18 protein-coding genes, 3 tRNA genes and 2 pseudogenes are annotated in these 18169 nt (G+C 61.1%); 12 read left to right on the forward strand and 11 right to left on the reverse strand.

Going from position 1 to position 18169, the window contains the following annotated elements; genetic code table 11:
• Window positions 1–50: 50 nt before the first annotated feature.
• Window positions 51–923, forward strand: a complete 873-nt coding sequence (locus NJU76_RS11570; RefSeq protein WP_254528654.1) for an LLM class F420-dependent oxidoreductase — start codon at window positions 51–53, stop codon at window positions 921–923.
• Window positions 924–965: 42 nt separating this feature from the next.
• On the opposite strand, the gene NJU76_RS11575 is transcribed toward NJU76_RS11570, so the two are convergent.
• Together NJU76_RS11575 and azf are read right to left on the reverse strand one after the other, a co-directional pair.
• A complete protein-coding gene (locus tag NJU76_RS11575) occupies window positions 966–1937 on the reverse strand; it encodes an aldo/keto reductase (protein ID WP_254528656.1) in 972 nt (323 codons plus the stop codon).
• A 132-nt stretch (window positions 1938–2069) separates the two neighbouring features.
• Window positions 2070–2813 (reverse strand): NAD-dependent glucose-6-phosphate dehydrogenase Azf, encoded by a 744-nt coding sequence (gene azf / locus NJU76_RS11580; RefSeq protein ID WP_254528658.1) that lies wholly within the window; start codon window positions 2811–2813, stop codon window positions 2070–2072.
• A 259-nt stretch (window positions 2814–3072) separates the two neighbouring features.
• On the opposite strand from azf, the gene NJU76_RS11585 reads away from it, so the two are divergent.
• The gene (locus tag NJU76_RS11585; protein WP_254528660.1) at window positions 3073–3438 is read left to right on the forward strand and encodes a dihydroneopterin aldolase family protein; all 366 of its coding nucleotides are present in this window, start codon (window positions 3073–3075) and stop codon (window positions 3436–3438) included.
• 466 nt (window positions 3439–3904) lie between these two features.
• Window positions 3905–4351 carry a DUF5790 family protein gene (locus NJU76_RS11590; RefSeq protein ID WP_254528661.1) on the forward strand — a complete coding sequence of 149 codons (447 nt, stop codon included), beginning with the start codon at window positions 3905–3907 and terminating at the stop codon, window positions 4349–4351.
• Window positions 4352–4422: 71 nt separating this feature from the next.
• Here the strand turns inward: NJU76_RS11590 and NJU76_RS11595 are convergent, their stop codons facing one another.
• Window positions 4423–5160: a creatininase family protein gene (locus tag NJU76_RS11595; RefSeq protein WP_254528662.1), complete on the reverse strand. Its 738-nt coding sequence runs from the start codon at window positions 5158–5160 to the stop codon at window positions 4423–4425.
• Between the two features lie 138 nt (window positions 5161–5298).
• On the opposite strand from NJU76_RS11595, the gene NJU76_RS11600 reads away from it, so the two are divergent.
• Entirely contained in the window at window positions 5299–5643 is a 345-nt protein-coding gene (locus NJU76_RS11600) for a DUF5789 family protein (RefSeq protein WP_254528663.1), read from the forward strand.
• Between the two features lie 79 nt (window positions 5644–5722).
• On the opposite strand, the gene NJU76_RS11605 is transcribed toward NJU76_RS11600, so the two are convergent.
• Window positions 5723–7660, reverse strand: a complete 1938-nt coding sequence (locus NJU76_RS11605; RefSeq protein ID WP_254528664.1) for an ABC transporter ATP-binding protein — start codon at window positions 7658–7660, stop codon at window positions 5723–5725.
• A 90-nt stretch (window positions 7661–7750) separates the two neighbouring features.
• Window positions 7751–8311 (reverse strand): DUF192 domain-containing protein, encoded by a 561-nt coding sequence (locus tag NJU76_RS11610; protein WP_254528666.1) that lies wholly within the window; start codon window positions 8309–8311, stop codon window positions 7751–7753.
• A gap of 62 nt (window positions 8312–8373) precedes the next feature.
• Here NJU76_RS11610 and NJU76_RS11615 point away from each other — a divergent pair.
• A tRNA-Val gene (locus NJU76_RS11615) sits at window positions 8374–8447 on the forward strand.
• A 314-nt stretch (window positions 8448–8761) separates the two neighbouring features.
• Here the strand turns inward: NJU76_RS11615 and NJU76_RS11620 are convergent.
• Window positions 8762–9208 carry a DUF7344 domain-containing protein gene (locus NJU76_RS11620; RefSeq protein WP_254528668.1) on the reverse strand — a complete coding sequence of 149 codons (447 nt, stop codon included), beginning with the start codon at window positions 9206–9208 and terminating at the stop codon, window positions 8762–8764.
• Window positions 9209–9472: 264 nt separating this feature from the next.
• Here NJU76_RS11620 and NJU76_RS11625 point away from each other — a divergent pair.
• Both NJU76_RS11625 and NJU76_RS11630 read left to right on the forward strand, forming a co-directional pair.
• Window positions 9473–9546 (forward strand) — tRNA-Phe (locus NJU76_RS11625).
• An 825-nt stretch (window positions 9547–10371) separates the two neighbouring features.
• Window positions 10372–10812, forward strand: a complete 441-nt coding sequence (locus NJU76_RS11630) for a hypothetical protein (protein WP_254528670.1) — start codon at window positions 10372–10374, stop codon at window positions 10810–10812.
• Between the two features lie 325 nt (window positions 10813–11137).
• On the opposite strand, the gene NJU76_RS11635 is transcribed toward NJU76_RS11630, so the two are convergent.
• A complete protein-coding gene (locus tag NJU76_RS11635) occupies window positions 11138–11683 on the reverse strand; it encodes a hypothetical protein (protein WP_254528672.1) in 546 nt (181 codons plus the stop codon).
• On the opposite strand from NJU76_RS11635, the pseudogene NJU76_RS26905 reads away from it, so the two are divergent.
• Window positions 11588–11809, forward strand: a pseudogene (locus tag NJU76_RS26905) (ATP-binding protein); the annotation flags it as partial. The gene NJU76_RS11635 and the pseudogene NJU76_RS26905 sit on opposite strands and share 96 nt — an antisense overlap.
• Before the next feature lie 3 nt (window positions 11810–11812).
• Here NJU76_RS26905 and NJU76_RS11640 read toward each other — a convergent pair.
• Together NJU76_RS11640 and NJU76_RS11645 are read right to left on the reverse strand one after the other, a co-directional pair.
• On the reverse strand, window positions 11813–12160 hold the full coding sequence (locus NJU76_RS11640) for an AzlD domain-containing protein (RefSeq protein ID WP_254528674.1): 348 nt from the start codon (window positions 12158–12160) through the stop codon (window positions 11813–11815).
• Window positions 12157–12857 (reverse strand): annotated as a pseudogene (locus tag NJU76_RS11645) (AzlC family ABC transporter permease). The gene NJU76_RS11640 and the pseudogene NJU76_RS11645 overlap by 4 nt, the downstream one beginning before the upstream one ends.
• A 287-nt stretch (window positions 12858–13144) precedes the next feature.
• Between NJU76_RS11645 and NJU76_RS11655 the strand changes: the two are divergent.
• The 3 genes from NJU76_RS11655 to NJU76_RS11665 all read left to right on the forward strand — a co-directional run bounded on the left by NJU76_RS11655 (window position 13145) and on the right by NJU76_RS11665 (window position 15227).
• The gene (locus NJU76_RS11655; RefSeq protein WP_254528678.1) at window positions 13145–13822 is read left to right on the forward strand and encodes a cysteine dioxygenase family protein; all 678 of its coding nucleotides are present in this window, start codon (window positions 13145–13147) and stop codon (window positions 13820–13822) included.
• 245 nt (window positions 13823–14067) lie between these two features.
• On the forward strand, window positions 14068–14208 hold the full coding sequence (locus tag NJU76_RS11660; protein ID WP_254528680.1) for a hypothetical protein: 141 nt from the start codon (window positions 14068–14070) through the stop codon (window positions 14206–14208).
• Between the two features lie 155 nt (window positions 14209–14363).
• On the forward strand, window positions 14364–15227 hold the full coding sequence (locus NJU76_RS11665) for an aldo/keto reductase (RefSeq protein WP_254528682.1): 864 nt from the start codon (window positions 14364–14366) through the stop codon (window positions 15225–15227).
• Between the two features lie 82 nt (window positions 15228–15309).
• Here NJU76_RS11665 and NJU76_RS11670 read toward each other — a convergent pair whose 3' ends face one another.
• Window positions 15310–16587: a DUF2238 domain-containing protein gene (locus NJU76_RS11670; RefSeq protein WP_254528684.1), complete on the reverse strand. Its 1278-nt coding sequence runs from the start codon at window positions 16585–16587 to the stop codon at window positions 15310–15312.
• Window positions 16588–16769: 182 nt separating this feature from the next.
• On the opposite strand from NJU76_RS11670, the gene NJU76_RS11675 reads away from it, so the two are divergent.
• A complete protein-coding gene (locus NJU76_RS11675) occupies window positions 16770–17618 on the forward strand; it encodes an alpha/beta fold hydrolase (protein ID WP_254528686.1) in 849 nt (282 codons plus the stop codon).
• A 304-nt stretch (window positions 17619–17922) separates the two neighbouring features.
• Here NJU76_RS11675 and NJU76_RS11680 read toward each other — a convergent pair.
• A tRNA-His gene (locus NJU76_RS11680) sits at window positions 17923–17994 on the reverse strand.
• Window positions 17995–18169: the final 175 nt, after the last annotated feature.

The following is an 18169-nucleotide window of genomic DNA, read 5'->3' on the forward strand; positions in this document are numbered from 1 at the left end:
GCGTCGGATTCGCCCAGAGCTTCAAGATCGACCCGTCCGAACGCGAGGATATGGAAATTGGAACGGTGCTCCCGCAACTCGAGATCGGGAACGATCCGCAGACGATAGCCGAGTATGCGATCCAGGTCGAAGAATCCGGCTACGAACACCTCGTCGCGTACGATCACGTCCTCGGTGTGAACCCCGACCGCGAGGGGTGGGACGGTCCGTACGATTACGAGAGTACGTTTCACGAGCCGCTTTCCACCTTTTCGTATTTGGCGGGTCAGACGGACGAACTGGCGTTTATGACCGGCATCCTGGTCCTCCCTCAGCGCCAGACCGCGCTGGTGGCCAAACAGGCCGCTCAACTGGACCGCTTTGCCGACGGACGCGTCCGCATGGGCGTCGGCGTCGGCTGGAACGAACCCGAATACGTCGCGCTGGGGGAGGACTTCTCCCGGCGCGGGCGGCGCATCGAAGAACAGGTCGAGGTCCTCCGACGGCTCTGGACCGAGGAACTCGTCGAGTTCGAGGGCGAGTTCCACGAGATTCCGGACGCCGGCATCCGGCCGCTCCCGCTCCAGCGACCGATTCCGATCTGGATGGGCGGGATGTCCGAACCAGTCAAGCGCCGAATCGCCCGACTCGCCGATGGCTGGCTCCCGCAGTTTCAGCTCGGCGACGAGGCCGAGGCTCACCTTGCCGACCTCTACGAATACGCCGAGGACGCCGGTCGAGATCCCGACGACATCGGCCTCGGGGGTCGGATGTACGCCGTTCCCGGTGAGGAAGACGAGTGGATCGACTGCGCGCAGGACTGGGACGACCTCGGTGCCGACTACCTCTCGATCACGACGATGTACCAGGGCCTCGAGGGCGAGGAACACGCGGCTCACCTCGAGCGAGTTGCCGAGGTGCTGCGAGACGCCGGTCTGTTGTAGCTGGACGGAAACGGTCCCGCGTCCGCGTTGATCCGTCTCCTTTTAATCGTGGCCCGTGACCGGAAGCGGTTCGTATGGATCTTCGAGATAGTCCATCTCAGAGCCGGTGAGGTCGATTTCGATCGCCTCAACTGCGTCTTCGAGGTGCTCGACGGAGGTCGTTCCGACGATGGGTGCGTCGACCCAATCTTTATGAAGCAGCCAGGCGAGCGAAATCTGGGCCATCGAAACGCCCTTGTCGTCGGCGAGTTCCTGAATCCGCTCGTTTATTTCCTCGCCGCCACCCTGGAGGTAGGACATCTGCTCGAGGTACTGGTCGGTCCGGCCGCGCGTGGTAGACTCGAGTTCTTCGTGCGGCCGGGTCGCGACGCCGCGAGCGAGTGGCGACCACGGAATCACGCCGATGTCTTCCCTGTCGCACAGCGGGAGCATCTCGCGCTCTTCTTCCCGATAGAGGACGTTGTAGTGGTTTTGCATCGTTGCGAACCGATCGAGACCCAGCGAATCGCTTGTCTGTAAGGCGGAGGCGAACTGGTGTGCCCACATCGACGATGTTCCGATGTACCGCACCTGTCCGCGTCGAACTGCGTCGTCGAGGGCTCGCAGGGTTTCCCCGATCGGCGTGTCGTAATCCCAGCGGTGCGTCTGGTAGAGATCGATCGTGTCTACTCCCAACCGGTCGCGACTCGCCGCAAGTTCCTGCTCGATCGCCTTGCGCGAGAGACCGCTCGCGTTTGGGTTTTGCGGGTCCATTTCGGCGAATACCTTCGTCGCGATCACCTGCGCGTCGCGATTGTAGCCCTCGAGTGTCTCGCCTAGAATTTCCTCGGATTCGCCCGTGGAGTAGACGTTTGCGGTGTCGAAGAAGTTGATTCCGAGGTCGATGGCACGATCGATGAGATCCTGACTCTCGTCGGGATCCAGCATCCACTCTCGGCCGGTACCGAAACTCATGCAACCGAGACAGATGCGACTGACCGTCATTCCCGTCGATCCGAGGGTGGTGTACTCCATACGGATAGACGACACGTCGAGAGACAAAAGGTCGCGGCTCGTCCGAGTCGGTTGCCGGCTTCCGACCGCACTCGGCCCATGTTTCGTCTTTTCTTCCTACGATTCGTCTCGTCCGTTCCCCGTGTGGCAGACTCAGTCGTGGTGGGCGGAATTGTCCCGTGGCTCGTAGTCGAGCACGTCGCGGGCGCGCTCTATCGAGTAGTACTTTCGGTCGTTATCGGAGATGCCGTAGACGATCTCGTAGTCGTAGTCGGCACGGATGCAGCGGTCGAAGAGGTGGGCGCAGTCGCGATACGAGAGCCACATCGCCTGCCCGCGCTCGTAGTCAATCGGCGGGTGACTTTCGGTCAGGTTTCCGATACGGACGCAGACCACAGAAATTCCGTATTCATCGTGGTAGTACCGTCCCAGCGTTTCACCGGCCACTTTCGAGACGCCGTAGAGGTTGCTCGGCCGGGGGAGTTCAGTCCCGTCGAGACGGTAGTCGTCGTGCGTGCGGTACAGTTCCGGCGTGCGTTCGTCGGTCTCGTAGGAACCGACGGCGTGGTTCGACGATGCGAACGCGACCTTCTCGACGCCGGCGTCGACGGCGGCGTCGAAGATCTTCTGGGTGCCGTCGATGTTGTTCGTCAGGACGCTGTCCCACGGTGCTTCCGGCCGCGGATCGCCAGCGAGATGAATCACGACGTCGATGTCGTCCATCGCGTCGCGAACGGCCACTTCGTCCGTGATGTCTGCGACGACGAACTCGCCCGGTTGGTCGTCCGTCGGCGGATCGCGGTCCAGCAACCGCCACTCGTGATCGTCCGCGAGGCCGCCGAGGATAGCCTCTCCGACCCGCCCCGCAGCCCCAGTAAGCAGGACTGACTGTGCCATTCATTCGATGTGAGGGAAAGCGGCGATAAGAACCATACGATTCGGATGCAAAATGGACGGAGGTGGAACTTCGGACGTAGAACAGATGTTGATGGTGGTGGAACCCACCATCCGGAGACGCAGGCGGTCGACGTCCCGAGAAGCGCGTAGTCGCCGTACGAAAAGACGGAGACGTCTGTCACGACAACCTGGCGATGGCCCACATCGAGCGGCCGTTCGCATCGAAACCCCCTTCCTCCCCGCCTGCGAGTACTCGCACATGTCCACGGACACGTCGCCCACCGACGCCGAAGCTGCCTGCTTCGAAGCCGGCATCAAGTTCGGCTCGCTCTACCACCAGTTCGCTGGGACACCGATCTCGCCCGACAGCGCCTCGAGCCTCGCGACCGCGATGGAAGAATCGATCCAAAACCAGCCCCACTGTACGGACGTCGTCGTCGAGATCCGAACCGACACACTCGAGTCCGCCATCGCCGACTCGAGTGCCGATTACACCGAACTGACGGGCCGCTTTCTCGAGGTGGAAATCGTCGTCGAGTACGAGGGCTGCGAGGTCGTCACCCGCATGGAAATGGATGGCGGCTATCCGCTGATGCGACTCGAGTCGGTTCGAGGCCGGAAGTAACATCGCGTCAGAAGGGGAACGACGTTTCGATTCGGCCGGGAAACGCAGTGCTTCGTCGCGAGTTGGATTCTGCACGCGGCCTTTCCGTTCATCTTGTTTGGTCGGGGTCGGAATAGACGATCGATTACCTGTTCGACTGGCGGGGGTCGCTCGTTCGCTCGGAGGGGCAGAATTCGGTGGGCGGGGACCGTGTCGCTGTTTCACTCTCGATACGAAACACGCCGACGCCGGACCGGCGACGGACTATCTGCGGACCGAATCACTCGAGCCGACACGGAACGTCCCCGCGCCGACCCGACGTTCACCGGGTCGATATCGGGATCGGCTGGGCCGATCGGATCTCCGTTACTCGAGGTCGTTCCTTTCGAAATCTCGTCGCTGTTCGACCGATATCGGCACGCTCCCGACGGATTTCACTTTCACTTTCGGGCTATCTTTTAACCTCGGTGGCCGCAAAGACGAGGATATGAGCCAAGCCACATTCGGTGATGACGAACTGTTCGGGGAAGCGGCCAGCGAAATGCGCGAGGACGTCGAATCCTCGCTTGCGGACGCCTGGTCGGCGTTGCCCGATGCCGACGACGTCTGGGAGACAGACGCCGACAACGTACTGGGCGCTCTCAACGGCCTCAACTCCGCGCTGAATGCCGGCGACGCCGAGGACCATCTCCGCGACGCGAAAAAATGGTTCACCATGGGACAGCGAGCCGATGCCTTCGACGACGCCGACGACCTCGAGAAGGATATCAGCGATCTCGAGGACACTATCGCCGATATCTCGGATGCGGGCGAGCAGGTCGGTGAACTCACCTCGACGATTCCGGCGCTTCGCGGAACGCTCGAGGATGCGGGCCCCGATACCGAAGACACCGACGAGACTGACGCTGCGGGCGAGGACGAAGCCGAGGCGTAACGGGATTCGCGCTCTCGAACCGATCGCGGTTAGACAGTCCCGTCTCGAACCCACCCCCGCGAACCGTCTGGCTATCGGCGCTCGGACTGCGTAATATCTCGCTCGGCGACCGCCTCGAGCAGCCGAGCCAGCGAATCCGCGGCTAACTCGAGTAGTTCGTTACCACGCTCGGCGTCGCCCCCGCTCGGATCCCCGACGACTCCGTTTTCTGTAAACTCCGCCGAGTCGTAGGCCAGATTGACTCCACTCGTCCAGTCGCCCCACCCTTCGGCCGCACCTGCACGCGCCTCGTCGATTCGATCTTCCCGGATCGATTCCGGCTCGAGGTGGCGAAGAAGCGCCGTCTCGAGGGGGCCACCGTGTCCCATCTCTGCGGCGTGTTCACCGACGCAATCGAACCAGGTGAACGGGACGACGTACGCGTCGCTGTCCCTGGTGAGTCGTCCCCCGACTTCTCGCAGCGCGTCGACGTTGCCGCCGTGTCCGTTGACGACGACTACGCGGTCGAAGCCGTGGTGAACGAGACTCGAGACGGCCTCACCGACGTAGTCGCGGAAGGTGGCGTCGGAGACCCACATTGTTCCGGGGAACTGGCGGTGTTCCTCGGCGATCCCCACCGGAATCGCCGGTGCTCGGACGACCGTCCGGTCGACGCACTCAATTCCGGCGTCGGCTACCGCCTCCGCGGTCAGAACGTCCGTTCCGAGTGGCGCATGAGGGCCGTGCTGTTCCGTACTCCCGACGGGAACGACCGCGAGATCCGTCTCGAGGTCCCGCACGTCCGTCCACGTCGCGTCGGAGAGATCCATGCCCGACTATGTCCGCCGTGCGGGCATGAAACCCTCGGTGCGACGGCCGAGACGCCGATCCGGAGTCGTTGGCCACCGGCCGCCATCCGTGGCGAACGCAGGGCGAAACCGTTTCTGCGCCGTCACAAATCATCGAACATGCCAGATGATAGCCGCGAACTCGGCGTCGAACTCGGCAACCTTCAGGAAACGCTCGAGAACGAGGAATATCCGATCGGCCACGATGAATTGCTCGACGAATACGGCGACGCGGAGATCGAAATGAGCGGTGACACGAGCACGCTCGAGGCTCTCATCGGGCCGATGGGGGAAGACGAGTACCGGGACTACGACGAAATCGAAGGTGCGATCATGACGATGGTCGACGACGAGGCGATCGGCCGGAAGAACTACAGCGACCGCACGCCGCCCGCGGCGGGCGAGGACAGGCAGGACGAAGGCGCACCGGACCAGGACGACCAGCGGGAACAGGAGTCGTTCTAAGTTACGGTGGGAGACAGATCAGCTACTCGTTCGTGGATGATTCGCTTGCGGTCGATCGGTTGCGGTCTGACGTCTACCGTCAGTCGTCACCGACTTCCGTTCGCGCCTGCCGGCGCTGGGCGCGCTCGATGAACTCCTGTGGCAATTCATCGATCTCGCCGGCTTGCACGCCCCAGAGGTGCGAGTAGAGGCCGTCGTTTGCGAGCAACTTCTCGTGAGTTCCGCGTTCGGCGATCTCGCCACCCTCGAGGACGAGGATGTGATCCGCGTCCTTGATCGTCGAAAGCCGGTGGGCGATGGCGAACGTGGTCCGATCAGCGGCGAGGTCGTCGATCGAGCGCTGGATCAGCATCTCCGTCTCGGTGTCGACGTCGCTGGTCGCCTCGTCCAGCAGGAGGATGTCGGGATCTCTGAGAATCGCGCGGGCGATGGAGATCCGCTGGCGCTGCCCGCCGGATAGCTTGACGCCGCGCTCGCCAACCTCGGTGTCGTACCCGTCGGGTAGATTCTGGATGAACTCGTGCGCCTCGGCCATCTTCGCCGCCTCGACGACGTCCTCGCGGTCCGCGTCGAACGTACCATACGTGATATTCTCTGCGACGCTCCCGTAGAAGAGAAACGTGTCCTGACTGACGTACCCCAGCGACTCGCGGAGGCTCTGGAGCGTGACGTCCTCGATATTCTGGCCGTCGATACGGATCGCCCCGTCGTCGACGTCGTACATCCGGAGGAGAAGCTTGAGGACCGTCGATTTACCGGCTCCGGTGGGCCCAACCAGCGCGACCGTTTCGCCGCCCTCGGCCGCGAAGTCGATTCCCTCGACGATCGTCTCGTCCCCGTCGTACCTGAACGCGACCTCGTCGTACGCGACGCGGCCCTCGGTCACCTCGAGGTCGGGAGCGTCGGGCTCCTCGCTGACCCGGTTGGGCTGGTCCATCAGTCCGAAGATGCGCGCGCTCGAGGCGCGAGCGCGCTGGTACATGTTTATTATCTGCCCGAACTGGGCCATCGGCCAGATGAATCGCTGGGTGTAGAGGATGAAAACGACGAACATCCCGGTGCTCAGGTCTCCCGAGAACGGGCCTGGCGGGCCGCCGATGACCCAGAGCCCGCCCACGAGGAAGGTGATTACAAAGCCGATGCCCGCGAGGACGCGCAACCCGGGGAAGAACTTGATCCGTGTCCGGATCGCGCTCCAGTTGGCGTCGAGGTACTCCCGTGAGACGTCCTCGACACGGTCCGACTCGTACGATTCAGTCGTGCTGGACTTGATGACCTGGATACCGCCCAGGTTGTTCTCGAGCCGGGAGTTGACCTTTCCGACGGTCGAGCGCACTTGGGCGTACTTGGGCTGGATGGTCTGGATGAAGAGATAGGTGAAGACGGCGATCAGCGGCACCGGAAGCAACGCGACCAGCGCCAGTTGCCAGTTGATCGCGACCAGCAAGCCTCCGATCCCGAGGACCATCACGAGTAGCCGGAACATGGAATTCATCCCGTCGTTGAGAAACTTCTCGAGTCGGTTGACGTCGTTCGAGAGGATCGACATCATCTCGCCAGTCTGCTTGTCGGCGAAAAATCCCATGTTGAGCCGCTGCATCTCGTCGTAGGTGTCGGTCCGGACGTCGTGCTGGACGTGCTGGGCGAACGTGTTGAACCCCCAGTTTCGGGTCCAGTGAAAGACCGCCGAGAGGAGAAAGGCGCCCGCGATGATGCCGATCGTCAGCCAGAACTGGGCCATCCGGCTCTCGGGAACGTACGGCGCGACGAGACTCCCACCGATTGGGAAGGCCTCGACGTACCCGATCTCCCGGCGGATCACGGCGTCGATGGCGACACCGAGCATGAGCGCCGGCAGTAGATCGAGAATCCGGGCGAAAAAGCTCGCGATCACGCCGATCGTCGCAGCGCCTAGATAGTTCGACCCGTACTCGAAAAATAGTCGCTTCATCGGATTTTCGACCTCCTCGCGCTGCTCCTCGAACGGATCGTCCTCGTCCAAGTCGGCGCTACTCATTGAACGGGCCTCAGGGGGCGCCAGCAATAAGAATTACCTACGAATCGAAATACGTTGCTCGACCGACGACGGTTCGCAGAGGCGATTCGCTCACGCGACTCCCTCGAGTATCACGGCACTCGCTCCCTGCCCGGTGATGATCGTCTGGTTCGACTCGAGGTCGATCTCGACCTCGTCGCCGGCTTCGATGCCCGTTTCGTTCGTGTAGCCCCGCGGGACCTCGAGGACCCACTTTCCGCGGCCCGAATACTTGATGTCGTTTCCATCCTCGTTCGGGCCGGGCGCGCGGGCGTGGTGAATCGACGTGATTTCGTGATCCGCGCCGATGAAGATGATGTCGATCGGAAAGTCCATCTTCCGCATCACGTACGTCAGATCTTGCTCGTCGTCGTAGACGAACAACATCCCGTTGCCCGACTCGAGAGAGCCGTGGTTACTCAGCCCGATATACCGCTCTCGCGAAGAGTCTGCCACCTCGACGTCGATGACAGCTTTCGGATCGCCAGAATCGGTTTCAGGATCCACGACGCGGGTCTCTCCGTTCTCCGGACTCCAGGGGCCTGAAACGAAGCCTGCCTGCACGAGGGCAATACCAACGATTGAGAGGGTCGCGATTATGAGGAGCGCTTTCCATCCGCGCTCGAAAGCCATGGACGATACTTCCACCGCCAGAAGGTAAAGGTTATTCGGACGGGGGCACTCGTCTCGAATGCGGGCTCGTGGTCTAGTTGGTCATGACGCGGCCTTTACAAGGCCGAGGTCGGTGGTTCGAACCCGCCCGAGCCCACTGTTGCTGTCGTGAACAATTCGTGAGCGACAGCAGCGTAACGGGAGGGCGGTTCGAACGAGACGAGACGTGCTCACTCCATTGCGCGCGTCTCGGCGTGGTTCGAACCCGCCCGAGCCCATTTTCAGCCAGCAACACTCACACGTCGTGACCGAAGCCAGTCCTCACAGGCCTCGTGGAAGCGACTCTGCCTGAGCCATCACACGTCGGAAAGCACTGTGTCGCTCTCGCGGAAGCGGACGCGAGACCTCGAGTCTGACCGGCACTACCAATCAGTCACTATCTCCGAGTCAGCCTGTTGTAACCGAAAGTAGTCACTGCTTGAGCCGCGCGACGTTCTCCCGGATTTGACCGAGCAGCCCCTCACCCGAATCGGTTTGCAGGGCGGCATGGAGCGTCGAATTCTCCGGCTCGTCTTTGACGACGATCCGAAGGTACGGTTCTAACTGATCGAAGTTGTCCGCGAGGACGACGGTGTGATTGTCCTCGTCGTGGTCGACGACGCCTGCATCGTCGAGTTTCGGGACGTGACACTGAACCGAAGAGACGTAGACGCTCTTGTACTCGTTTTTCGCGACCTCGTCCGGCGGAACGTCGTGTTCCCAGCCCGCGACCGTCTCGGCCAGCGTCGAGAGTTCGATGGGATCCTCCCGTCCGCGCAAGGCGTACAGAAGGTAGCGCCGCCGCCGGTTCGCCAGTAATTCGAGGATGGTATTTGCGGAGAGTTTTTGCTCCGCCTGGCTCGAGGCAAGTGCTTCCATAACATGATATTACCCCCCAGGGCGCAAAAGAGTGTCTTGAATATCCGATAATCCAACAGACAGCCGGTAATCGTGCGGAGGCGCGACCGTAGCCTCAGTGTAACGTCCGTTTCGAGTAACTTACGTGAAATCACGAAGCCATGTGATCCGGTCCGAGCGGCAGACTGACACGACGTGTGCGACCCCCGCCAGTCCCGTACTGGGGTCGGGTCGTCGGCCCCGATTCGAAATCCTTTTTTATACGATGGACGGAGGGAGGAGTAGGCCGCCTTAGCTCAGACTGGGAGAGCACTCGACTGAAGATCGAGCTGTCCCCGGTTCAAATCCGGGAGGCGGCATTTCGATTCTACTCGGTCCGAATTCACAGGCTAGTAGCGCCGTGTGTCGATTTCTCCGCGATTCCAGGCTGAGACTTGATCATCATTCCATTCGTGCCCCGACGCCTTCGACCACTTCAGGCTAGATTCGATTTGAGCGGGCTTATATTTCAGCGTACAGAATGGAACTCACAGGGACTCGTCCCTCGAAAACCTCTCTCGCGTCATCTCTATGGGATCAGGATCGAATTTCACCTCATTGACTAATCCGGCGGACTTGGAGAAAAGTACGCTGCGATCTACAATGACGCCTCTACCAATTGACTTTCTCTCTAACCCTCTCGCTTCGAGGATCCACTAAGCGCGGCAGAGAGTAGCGAGGGGCAGATAGCAACCGAATTCCCTTTATCATCTCGACAGGTCCGACGGATTCGCCTTCTTGCCACGAGAAATAGTGAAGAGAATAGACTCGAGGATCAGGTGGTGTCATAGAACGGATCAGAGACTCCCTCTACGACGATCCGATGAGCGGTATGCAAAAGTCAGATATCTAACAGAACGGGGCTGCTCCTACCGATGGCCGTCGATGGTGGACACAGCGGGCGAGGTCAGCACGACATCGCTGTTTCTTTCGCTCCGTTTCGATCATCTCCTCCCCGTCGCGGATTTACCGAGGGAATCGCTTCCGGTGTCTCTCCTGGTTAAGCTATGTGACTTGACAAACGAGTCTGGGAAGATGTTCTTAAAGTCAAGTGTGGTTATAATTTTACCGTGTAACAATTGTATTCAGTACAATTAACTCATAACAACTTGATAGGGAAGGTGTCTATCGGAGTTGATGGTGGTATGTCAAACTGGCATCGCCGAACGGTCCTCGTGACAGGTGTAACGCTTTCGAGCGGACTTGGACTCGCTTCGAGTGGGGCGGGTGAATCTAACGATGACGATGTCGAGGGGGAGGGCGATCTCGAACTCTCGGTGTCGGCACCTGAGTCGATCCCATACAAAGAGGTCGCCGATCCGAGCGAGGACGCCGCCGACTTCAACATTGAGGTGACAAACTGCGGCGACGAATCCGTCACGGTCGAGGGGAGATTCAAGATCGGTCAGTTTAACGAACCTCTATTGTCCGCTTCGCCAATCGAGCTGGAGCCTGGCGAGACGGATACCGCCCACTTCGGCGTCATGAGCCGGGATCTCGGTCCCGGTGACCACGAGTGGACCATCACCGCGAACGACGAAACCGAAACCGGGACGCTGACGGTGACCGACGACGAGGAGTGCTGACCAGTTTCGGGCCCCGAATAACGGGAAAGATTCGAGTTGAGTAGGGTCCTCGAATTCACTTTTCTGACGACCTGTTGGCAAAAAAATTGATGAAAACGACCACTGTTGTGGGGTTCCCTCCGCGCCGGGAATAAAACACTTACACTGCTCGCGGCTATTTGCTTCACACCGGCTGTCCCATTCGCACCTCTACGTACCGGCTGGTTCATCAAAATGTGGGTGAAATCAACCCTTGGGGATAGTTCTATAACATACTCTCGGGGATTGGTCTACTCACCAAGCTTCCGGGTTCTATGAGATATCCCACTCGAATCTCGGTCATTTTCTACCAGAAATGCCAGTGATCTCCGATAGATTTCGTATCGATTATCTCACTCTGGATGTGGTGGTCGAGCAGTTCCTCTTCTTCCATGTCGAACTCTTCCGAAATCTCATCGAACGAGATGACTGGATTGTCCCTGGTCCGGCGAACGAAGTGAGTGGGTCCACGGCAAGCAAAGCTCGCCGGAAGTTCAACTTCGGAAGGCGGCATCATATTCACAGTTCCAATGCCTATGAGCAGCGGGTCGGCCGTCTGGAATCCCCTTATTTGGACTCTTTCTATCGCCGAGGTAACAGTCGGCAGTATCGACTCGGTATCGGTCGAAAAGCGACCGACGAAGTGCGAAAATAGTAAAAACAGGATTAGTACAATTGTGATTTGGATGATCGAAAGCATCGCCGTCGAAGCGGAACGATTGATATGGTCACTCCGCGTTTTGTCGACCGCGACCTGTTGGAATCGCGGTTCGGGAACGACACCGCCGAACTGGTAGTCATCTACGGACGTCGACGACTCGGCAAAAGCGCGCTCGTCCGTGAAGCGGTCCACGGCTGTCAGGATGCTATCTACTGGCAGGCGACCGAAGAGACGCCGGACGTACAGCTTGCGAATTTCGTCGACACTGCCAACGAGATGTTTCCATTCTTGGACGACATACAGCGTGACTGGGAAGCCGGATCACCCGATCAGCAACGGCCCGAACCGTATCACCCACAACGCGCTCATGCCGACCACGATCGTATAGAAAATGTCTCCGGTGCGCCACGCCACCAGCGTCGCGATCGTCCCTGCGATCAGGCGGTCGTCGAGCAGGGTTTCGCCGACCGTCGGCTGAACCGTCACGACCGCCGGGACGACGAGCGCGGCGAGGACGGCCGCGGGGACGTACCGGAGTATGTGGCGGATGCGCGGCGGAATCGAGTCGATTCGACCGAACAGATAAATGAACGAGAGCCGGATCGCATACGTACAGATACCGATGCCCGCTATTGCGGCCCAGATACCCGCGTGTGACCACTCCGTCATACGTTCCTCCACGCGTCGACGGCCATCCCAGAAAGGATTCCGATCACGGCAGCGATCGGCAGATCGAAGTTGAGCGGCACGCCGACCGTCGCAATACCGAGCGAAACGATCCCCGCGACCACGCCCGCAGTTGTCGTTCCTGCGTCTTTCATTGCCGGCACCAGCAACGCGATGAACACCAGCGGCAGCGCGAAGTCTAGCCCGAGTGCGTCGGGAACACTCGCTCCGAGAACTGCCCCGACGACCGTCCCGACTTGCCAGACGACCCACAGTGTCGCAGCGATTTCGACGTAGTACCAGAGTCGGTGTCGTTCGTCGTTCGTTTCGTATTCAGCCACGGATATCGCGTACGCCTGGTCGGTCAGTACGTATGCGGCCAGGCCGCGAATGCGGAGGGAGAACGGTTGAAAATACGGCGCGATCGACGCCGAATACATTATCATCCGGATGTTGATCACGACCGCTGTTCCGACGACGACGATAAACGACGCGTTCGAACCGATAAGGTCGATCGCAGCTAACTGTGAGGCGCCCGAAAGACGATGACAGACATTCCGACCGTTTCCGCGATCGTCAACCCCGCACCGATGGCAGTGATTCCAGTAACCAGCGCGAAGGGGATAATTCCGATGACGATCGGCCCTGCTGCACGGATGCCGGCAACCAGATCGGGGTGGAGCCGCTCACGAAGCGTCATGTACCGCTCTCACGGATGAGAACGTGAAACCGTACCGATTCACCGATGCCGACGAGGGCCTCTGCGTTTCGGCGTTGTCAGTTCGTCCGATCTCCAGAACGGTTCACAGTCCGGAGAACGCGCGGGTGGACGCCCGTTCGCTGGCGGGAACTGCCGGGAGTACCAGCAGTGTCGTTCGACCGCATTTGAACGATGCGAGACGAGCGTCGAACGGCTCGAGTGAAATGTTGATAGAGGAGCGATGGCACCGGGAGAAAGTTAAGACAGTTGGGGAGAAACGGGGTGCCATGACCGAAGAATGGCACCTCGAAAACGAGCGTCTTCAGTCGTTCATCGACACGGTAGACGAAGCTGCAAACACACACGAGGAGATTCCGGATCTCCTGGACGCACTCCACGATCCCTTCCAGGATCTTCTGACCGACGATGACTGGCTTTCCGAACCGTACGACGGGCTCGTCCCCGATGGGTACGACGACAAGGGTGAGATGGGGCGTGACATCGCCCAGTGGCTCCTGTACCGCAGACCAGAGAAACTTACGCTGTTCACGCTCGCACTTCCGCCGGGCGTTGAGACGCCGGTTCACGACCACCTCGCCTGGGGACTCGTCGGAATCTACTCGGGAACCCAGACTGAGGAATTCTACCGGCGGGCGGACGACGCAGACAACCACATCGGCCACGCCGACCTCGAGCACCTCCGAACCGAAGAGATGGAACGCGGCGATTTTTACGAAATCGTCCCCCCAAACAACGATATCCACCAGGTAGAGACGTCGTCTGACGTGCCGAGCGTGAGCGTGCACTTGCTCGGGGCAGACGTGGGATGCATCCAGCGCCACCAGTTCGATCCCGACGACGAATTCGTGGAACTGTTTCAGTCGCATTACTCGAACGTCCGGTGTGAGCGGTCGCTGTCACCACCGGAAGAACACGGCCATATGCACAGCCACAACCACGGGTGACGGCGGCGGTAGACCTCGTTTCTCATTTTCACCGACGCTGTGCTGGAAGCCGTCCGAGGCTCACTGTACTCTGCGAAGCCGCTAGGTGGCGCATCGCAGGTTAACGCGAGGCCCACCAGGTAGTCAGCGCTCTTGGCGTGAGACCGATCGAGAGCCGTCGAATCCATCTACGTTGGCTTCGCGGCGGTCTCCAGTTCGTCCGTCGCGATGCTCGTCTACGATGGCTCGCTCGACTGTCGGCTTCCGTGCCGGCGCAGCTCGCCGGATTCAGTCTGCTGTGCGGGGTGGCGTTTGCCCCGCTCGCGTTTCTGCTTTCGTACACGCTTCGGCTCTCGAAGATCGTGAGTTATCCGCCGCTTCGGAACTCGTTCATCACCGACGGGTGAACGATAAGAGGTTCGGACGGCCGTCGGATCGATTTCGTCGCGCGGACGTCGTCGCACGTGATAGCGAATATGAGCGCGACCATCCGCACTCGGATCGGCCCGCGTCGGCGGCCGAACGCCCAACGGTTATCAGTCCGCTCTGAGTTATGCCACTCGTGAGCAGCGATACGATCACCAACGAGAGCGATACGTTCCACATCGGCGAAACGACCGTCCATCGACTCGGGTTCGGTGCGATGCGACTCTGTGGCGACGATATCATTGGTTCGCCCGAGGACGAGGAAACCGCGCGCGAGGTCGTCGCGCACGCGGTCGATTGCGGAGTCGACTTCATCGACACGGCCGACTCGTACGGCCCGGCCGTCAGCGAGCGGCTCATCGGCGAGGCGATCGGCGATCCCGACGACGTCCTCGTGGCGACGAAAGCCGGCCTGTTGCGCAACCGCGAGGGCGATTGGATCGCCCACGGCAATCCGGATTACATCCGAAATCAGGTCCTCACGTCGCTGGATCGGCTTCGGACCGATACGATCGATCTCTATCAGTTCCACCGACCCGACGACGAGAAAACGCCGTTCGAAGACTCCGTCCGGGCCTTCGCGGAACTCACAGACGAGGGGGTCGTCGACCAGGTCGGGCTCAGTAACGTCTCCGTCGACCTCATCGAGCGGGCCCGCGAACACGTCGAGGTCGCGACCGTCCAGAACCGGTACAACCTGAACGATCGCGGAAGCGCGGCGGCCCTCGAGTACTGCGAGGAACACGACATCGGTTTCATCCCGTGGGCACCGATCAACGGCGACGACCTGGCGGAACACGGCGACCTCGTAGACGAAATCGCAGCCGATCACGGCGCGACGCGGCGACAGGTCGCGCTCGCGTGGCTACTCGAGCGGTCGCCGGTTATGCTGCCGATTCCGGGCACGTCCGATCCCGGCCACCTCGAGTCGAACGTCGCCGCCTCACGGCTGTCGCTCAGCGACGACGACGTCCGCCGATTGACCAACGCAGCGGACTGATTCGGCTATCGCATTTTCGTGTCCGTCTCGCCCGGTCGTCGCCCGTTGTCGTTCAGTAGCGCATCGACGATGAGTACACGGGTCACCTCTCGAGTCGCCGTGCGATCTGCTGGGAGAGGTCCGTGAGGTAGAACGAGCCCCAGATCGCGGCGACGACGGCACCAGCGCTATCGAAGACGAGGTCGACGATCGTATCATCGAGTCCGTACTGGGCGACGACCGCCCGGAACCCAAGCAGCCGTGCACTCTCGTCGATGGCGAATTCGAGGAGTTCCCAAATGACGCCGAAGGCCAGAACGAACACGAGGATGAACGCGAACAGCATCGTCGTCGGCAGATACACCTCGTCGGTGTGAAGGTCGATCCCTCGAACGACCGCGTACCCCGCCGCCGCGACGATCGACGCGGAAATCGTGTGGGTCAGACTATCCCACTGGCCGACGAGAGCGTAGGCTCCGGCGGAGCCGAGCGCGTGGAGGAACACGGCCGTAGTGAGCCAGAATACGAGCCCCGGCTCGAGCGGTAGTCTGGCGTCTCGTTCGAGGACGGCGGGGAGAAACGTGATCGCCAGCGCGACGCCGGCGTTGACGAGGGTCGTCAGGTCGCGGCGGACGACCCCGACTAACAGGAGAGCGGCGAGTGCGAGTTGCATCGCTCGCGAGACTGTCCTGACGGTTTCGTCGGCCACGTTTAACCGATCGCGGATCGGGGCAGGGACCGGGTCGGATTTCGCGGCCGGTCCGGTTTCGTTCGTCGGCGTCGTCCGCTCGGAGACGCCCTCCGAGTACGATCGGAACGACCGGTCGAAGAGGATTCCCGCGACCAGACCCGCGGCCGCCGCGTATGCGAAGTCGACCATCAAGACTCGATTGGCCGTGTCCTGCGATCGGCCGTCCAGAAGGTAGTCGGTACCGAACGCCACGTCCGCGACCCACTGGGCGACGTTCCAGGCGCCGGCGACGGCGAGCGTCGTGAGGACGACCAGTACCACCGCGAACGAGTGGCTCATCCGAACCGCGGTAAACCGGTCGATTTCGACGGCGACGATGAGCGCAACCGCGGCGACAGCGACGTAGGTCGTGATCGCCGTCAGGAACGACTCACCGAACACCGTCGCGTCGGTAACGGGAAGGAGGACGAGAACGAGCAGGTTCCAGGGCGGGATCGCGAGCGGGTCCCGAAACGCGACGACTGGGAGCAACACGATCACTACCGCAGACCCGGTGAGGGCGAACCACCGATACGAGTCGGTGAGTCCGTGCTGGATCGCGAAGAGAACGAGGACGACCGTGATGAACCACGCCAGCGCTGCGTCTCGCTGTGATTCGTCGAGCAACCCGTCACGTCGTGCGTCCGCCATATGCCAAATTACGGGTCCGGCCGTCTAAACGAGAGTGCCTGTGTATCAGGGGTGGATCGCCGCCCGTTCGAGTGTACCCGTCGACAGGAGCGGAAGTCGACCGAAGCACGAACTCGCCACCGTCGGCAGTCCCGACCGACACGGTACCGAAGACTGATAGATCGCTGCTTCAACAATGACATATGGTCGCAATAAACGGCCTCGAACACGGATCAGCCCGCGTCAACGGTGTCGAGCTACACTACGTCATCGCCGGGGAGGGGCCGCCGCTCGTCCTGCTCCACGGGTGGCCCCAGACGTGGTACGAATGGCGGCACGTGATTCCGGACCTCGCGGAGCGATACACCGTCATTGCTCCCGATTTGCGGGGACTGGGCGACTCCGAGACGCCCGTCTCGGGTTACGACAAAGACACCGTCGCGACGGACGTGAGGGAACTGGTCCACCACCTCGGATTCGGCGGCGATCAGCTCGCGCTCGTCGGCCACGACTGGGGAATGCCGACGGCCTATGCGTACGCCGCGCAGTACCGCGACGAAGTCCGAGCACTCGCCGTTCTCGAGGCCGGGCTCCCGGGCGTTCACGAGGATGAGAAACGAAAGCTCTGGCACACCCGGTTCCACAGCGTTCGAGACCTCCCGGAACAGCTCGTCGCCGGACGGGAGCGGCTGTATCTCTCGTGGTTCTACCGAGAAGGAGCTTATGACCCGTCCGCGATCGACGACGACGCTCGCGACGAGTACGTCCGGTGTTATTCTGCACCCGGCGGCCTTCGCGGCGGCTTCGAGTACTACCGCGCGTACGACTCCGACGCCGAACACAACCGGGAACACGCCGATGACCTCCTCGAGATGCCGGTTCTCGCACTCGGTGGTGTCGCCTCGTTTGGCGAACTGCCGATCAGAGACATGAACGCCGTCGCGACGTCAGTCGACGGCGAGGTTGTCGACCGCGCTGGCCACTGGATCCCCGAGGAACGGCCGGCGTATTTCGTCGACCGAGTGACGTCCTTCCTCGAGGACTCGGCGTGACTTCTTCCACACCCTACTCGCTCACTCCGTGAGAATATGGCTTCCTGTTTCCACGACGACGTCAGACGTCGTCTGACAGCCTGTCGAGGGAACCTCGATAAACGCGCGTTGCAGGAACCGACGCGGTTCCTATCGGAAGCGCAGTCTCAGCGGGCGTTCGAAAATCGCGGCGCGATTTTCACAGCCCATCAGCATCGCAGCGTGATTCCGAGGACGTTGATTCGGGACAGCCCGTCCCTCCTTTCACGACCCGTGGTTCGACCTTCCCTCCCGGCTTTTCCACTCCCACCGGTCGTCGTAAAAAGTCCGGGTGCGAGAATCGAACCCGCGTCTCAGCCTCCACAAGGCTGAAGGATAACCACTACCCCAACCCGGACGCGCTTGCAAGTTATCCTACACGCGGTCGGCCTGAAATACGTTACGACTCCGCGTTCGGGGTGTGCGACTCCGTACCGCGCGATTTCGGGGCCGTGATGACACGCGGTGACGACGTCCCAGTTCGGTCGACCGCGATCTCGACCCGATCAGGTCGCGACCGAGACGTTTTTCGG

It is taken from the genome of Natrinema gelatinilyticum (assembly GCF_024266705.1).
Taxonomy (GTDB): domain Archaea; phylum Halobacteriota; class Halobacteria; order Halobacteriales; family Natrialbaceae; genus Natrinema; species Natrinema gelatinilyticum.

What these genes read in the sequence shown, in the direction of transcription:
- NJU76_RS11570 (WP_254528654.1), top strand. Translation starts at nt 51, where the DNA reads ATGGAAATTGGAACGGTGCTCCCGCAACTCGAGATCGGGAACGATCCG.
- NJU76_RS11575 (WP_254528656.1), bottom strand. Translation starts at nt 1,937, where the DNA reads ATGGAGTACACCACCCTCGGATCGACGGGAATGACGGTCAGTCGCATC.
- azf (WP_254528658.1), bottom strand. Translation starts at nt 2,813, where the DNA reads ATGGCACAGTCAGTCCTGCTTACTGGGGCTGCGGGGCGGGTCGGAGAG.
- NJU76_RS11585 (WP_254528660.1), top strand. Translation starts at nt 3,073, where the DNA reads ATGTCCACGGACACGTCGCCCACCGACGCCGAAGCTGCCTGCTTCGAA.
- NJU76_RS11590 (WP_254528661.1), top strand. Translation starts at nt 3,905, where the DNA reads ATGAGCCAAGCCACATTCGGTGATGACGAACTGTTCGGGGAAGCGGCC.
- NJU76_RS11595 (WP_254528662.1), bottom strand. Translation starts at nt 5,160, where the DNA reads ATGGATCTCTCCGACGCGACGTGGACGGACGTGCGGGACCTCGAGACG.
- NJU76_RS11600 (WP_254528663.1), top strand. Translation starts at nt 5,299, where the DNA reads ATGCCAGATGATAGCCGCGAACTCGGCGTCGAACTCGGCAACCTTCAG.
- NJU76_RS11605 (WP_254528664.1), bottom strand. Translation starts at nt 7,660, where the DNA reads ATGAGTAGCGCCGACTTGGACGAGGACGATCCGTTCGAGGAGCAGCGC.
- NJU76_RS11610 (WP_254528666.1), bottom strand. Translation starts at nt 8,311, where the DNA reads ATGGCTTTCGAGCGCGGATGGAAAGCGCTCCTCATAATCGCGACCCTC.
- NJU76_RS11620 (WP_254528668.1), bottom strand. Translation starts at nt 9,208, where the DNA reads ATGGAAGCACTTGCCTCGAGCCAGGCGGAGCAAAAACTCTCCGCAAAT.
- NJU76_RS11630 (WP_254528670.1), top strand. Translation starts at nt 10,372, where the DNA reads ATGTCAAACTGGCATCGCCGAACGGTCCTCGTGACAGGTGTAACGCTT.
- NJU76_RS11640 (WP_254528674.1), bottom strand. Translation starts at nt 12,160, where the DNA reads ATGACGGAGTGGTCACACGCGGGTATCTGGGCCGCAATAGCGGGCATC.
- NJU76_RS11655 (WP_254528678.1), top strand. Translation starts at nt 13,145, where the DNA reads ATGACCGAAGAATGGCACCTCGAAAACGAGCGTCTTCAGTCGTTCATC.
- NJU76_RS11670 (WP_254528684.1), bottom strand. Translation starts at nt 16,587, where the DNA reads ATGGCGGACGCACGACGTGACGGGTTGCTCGACGAATCACAGCGAGAC.
- NJU76_RS11675 (WP_254528686.1), top strand. Translation starts at nt 16,770, where the DNA reads ATGGTCGCAATAAACGGCCTCGAACACGGATCAGCCCGCGTCAACGGT.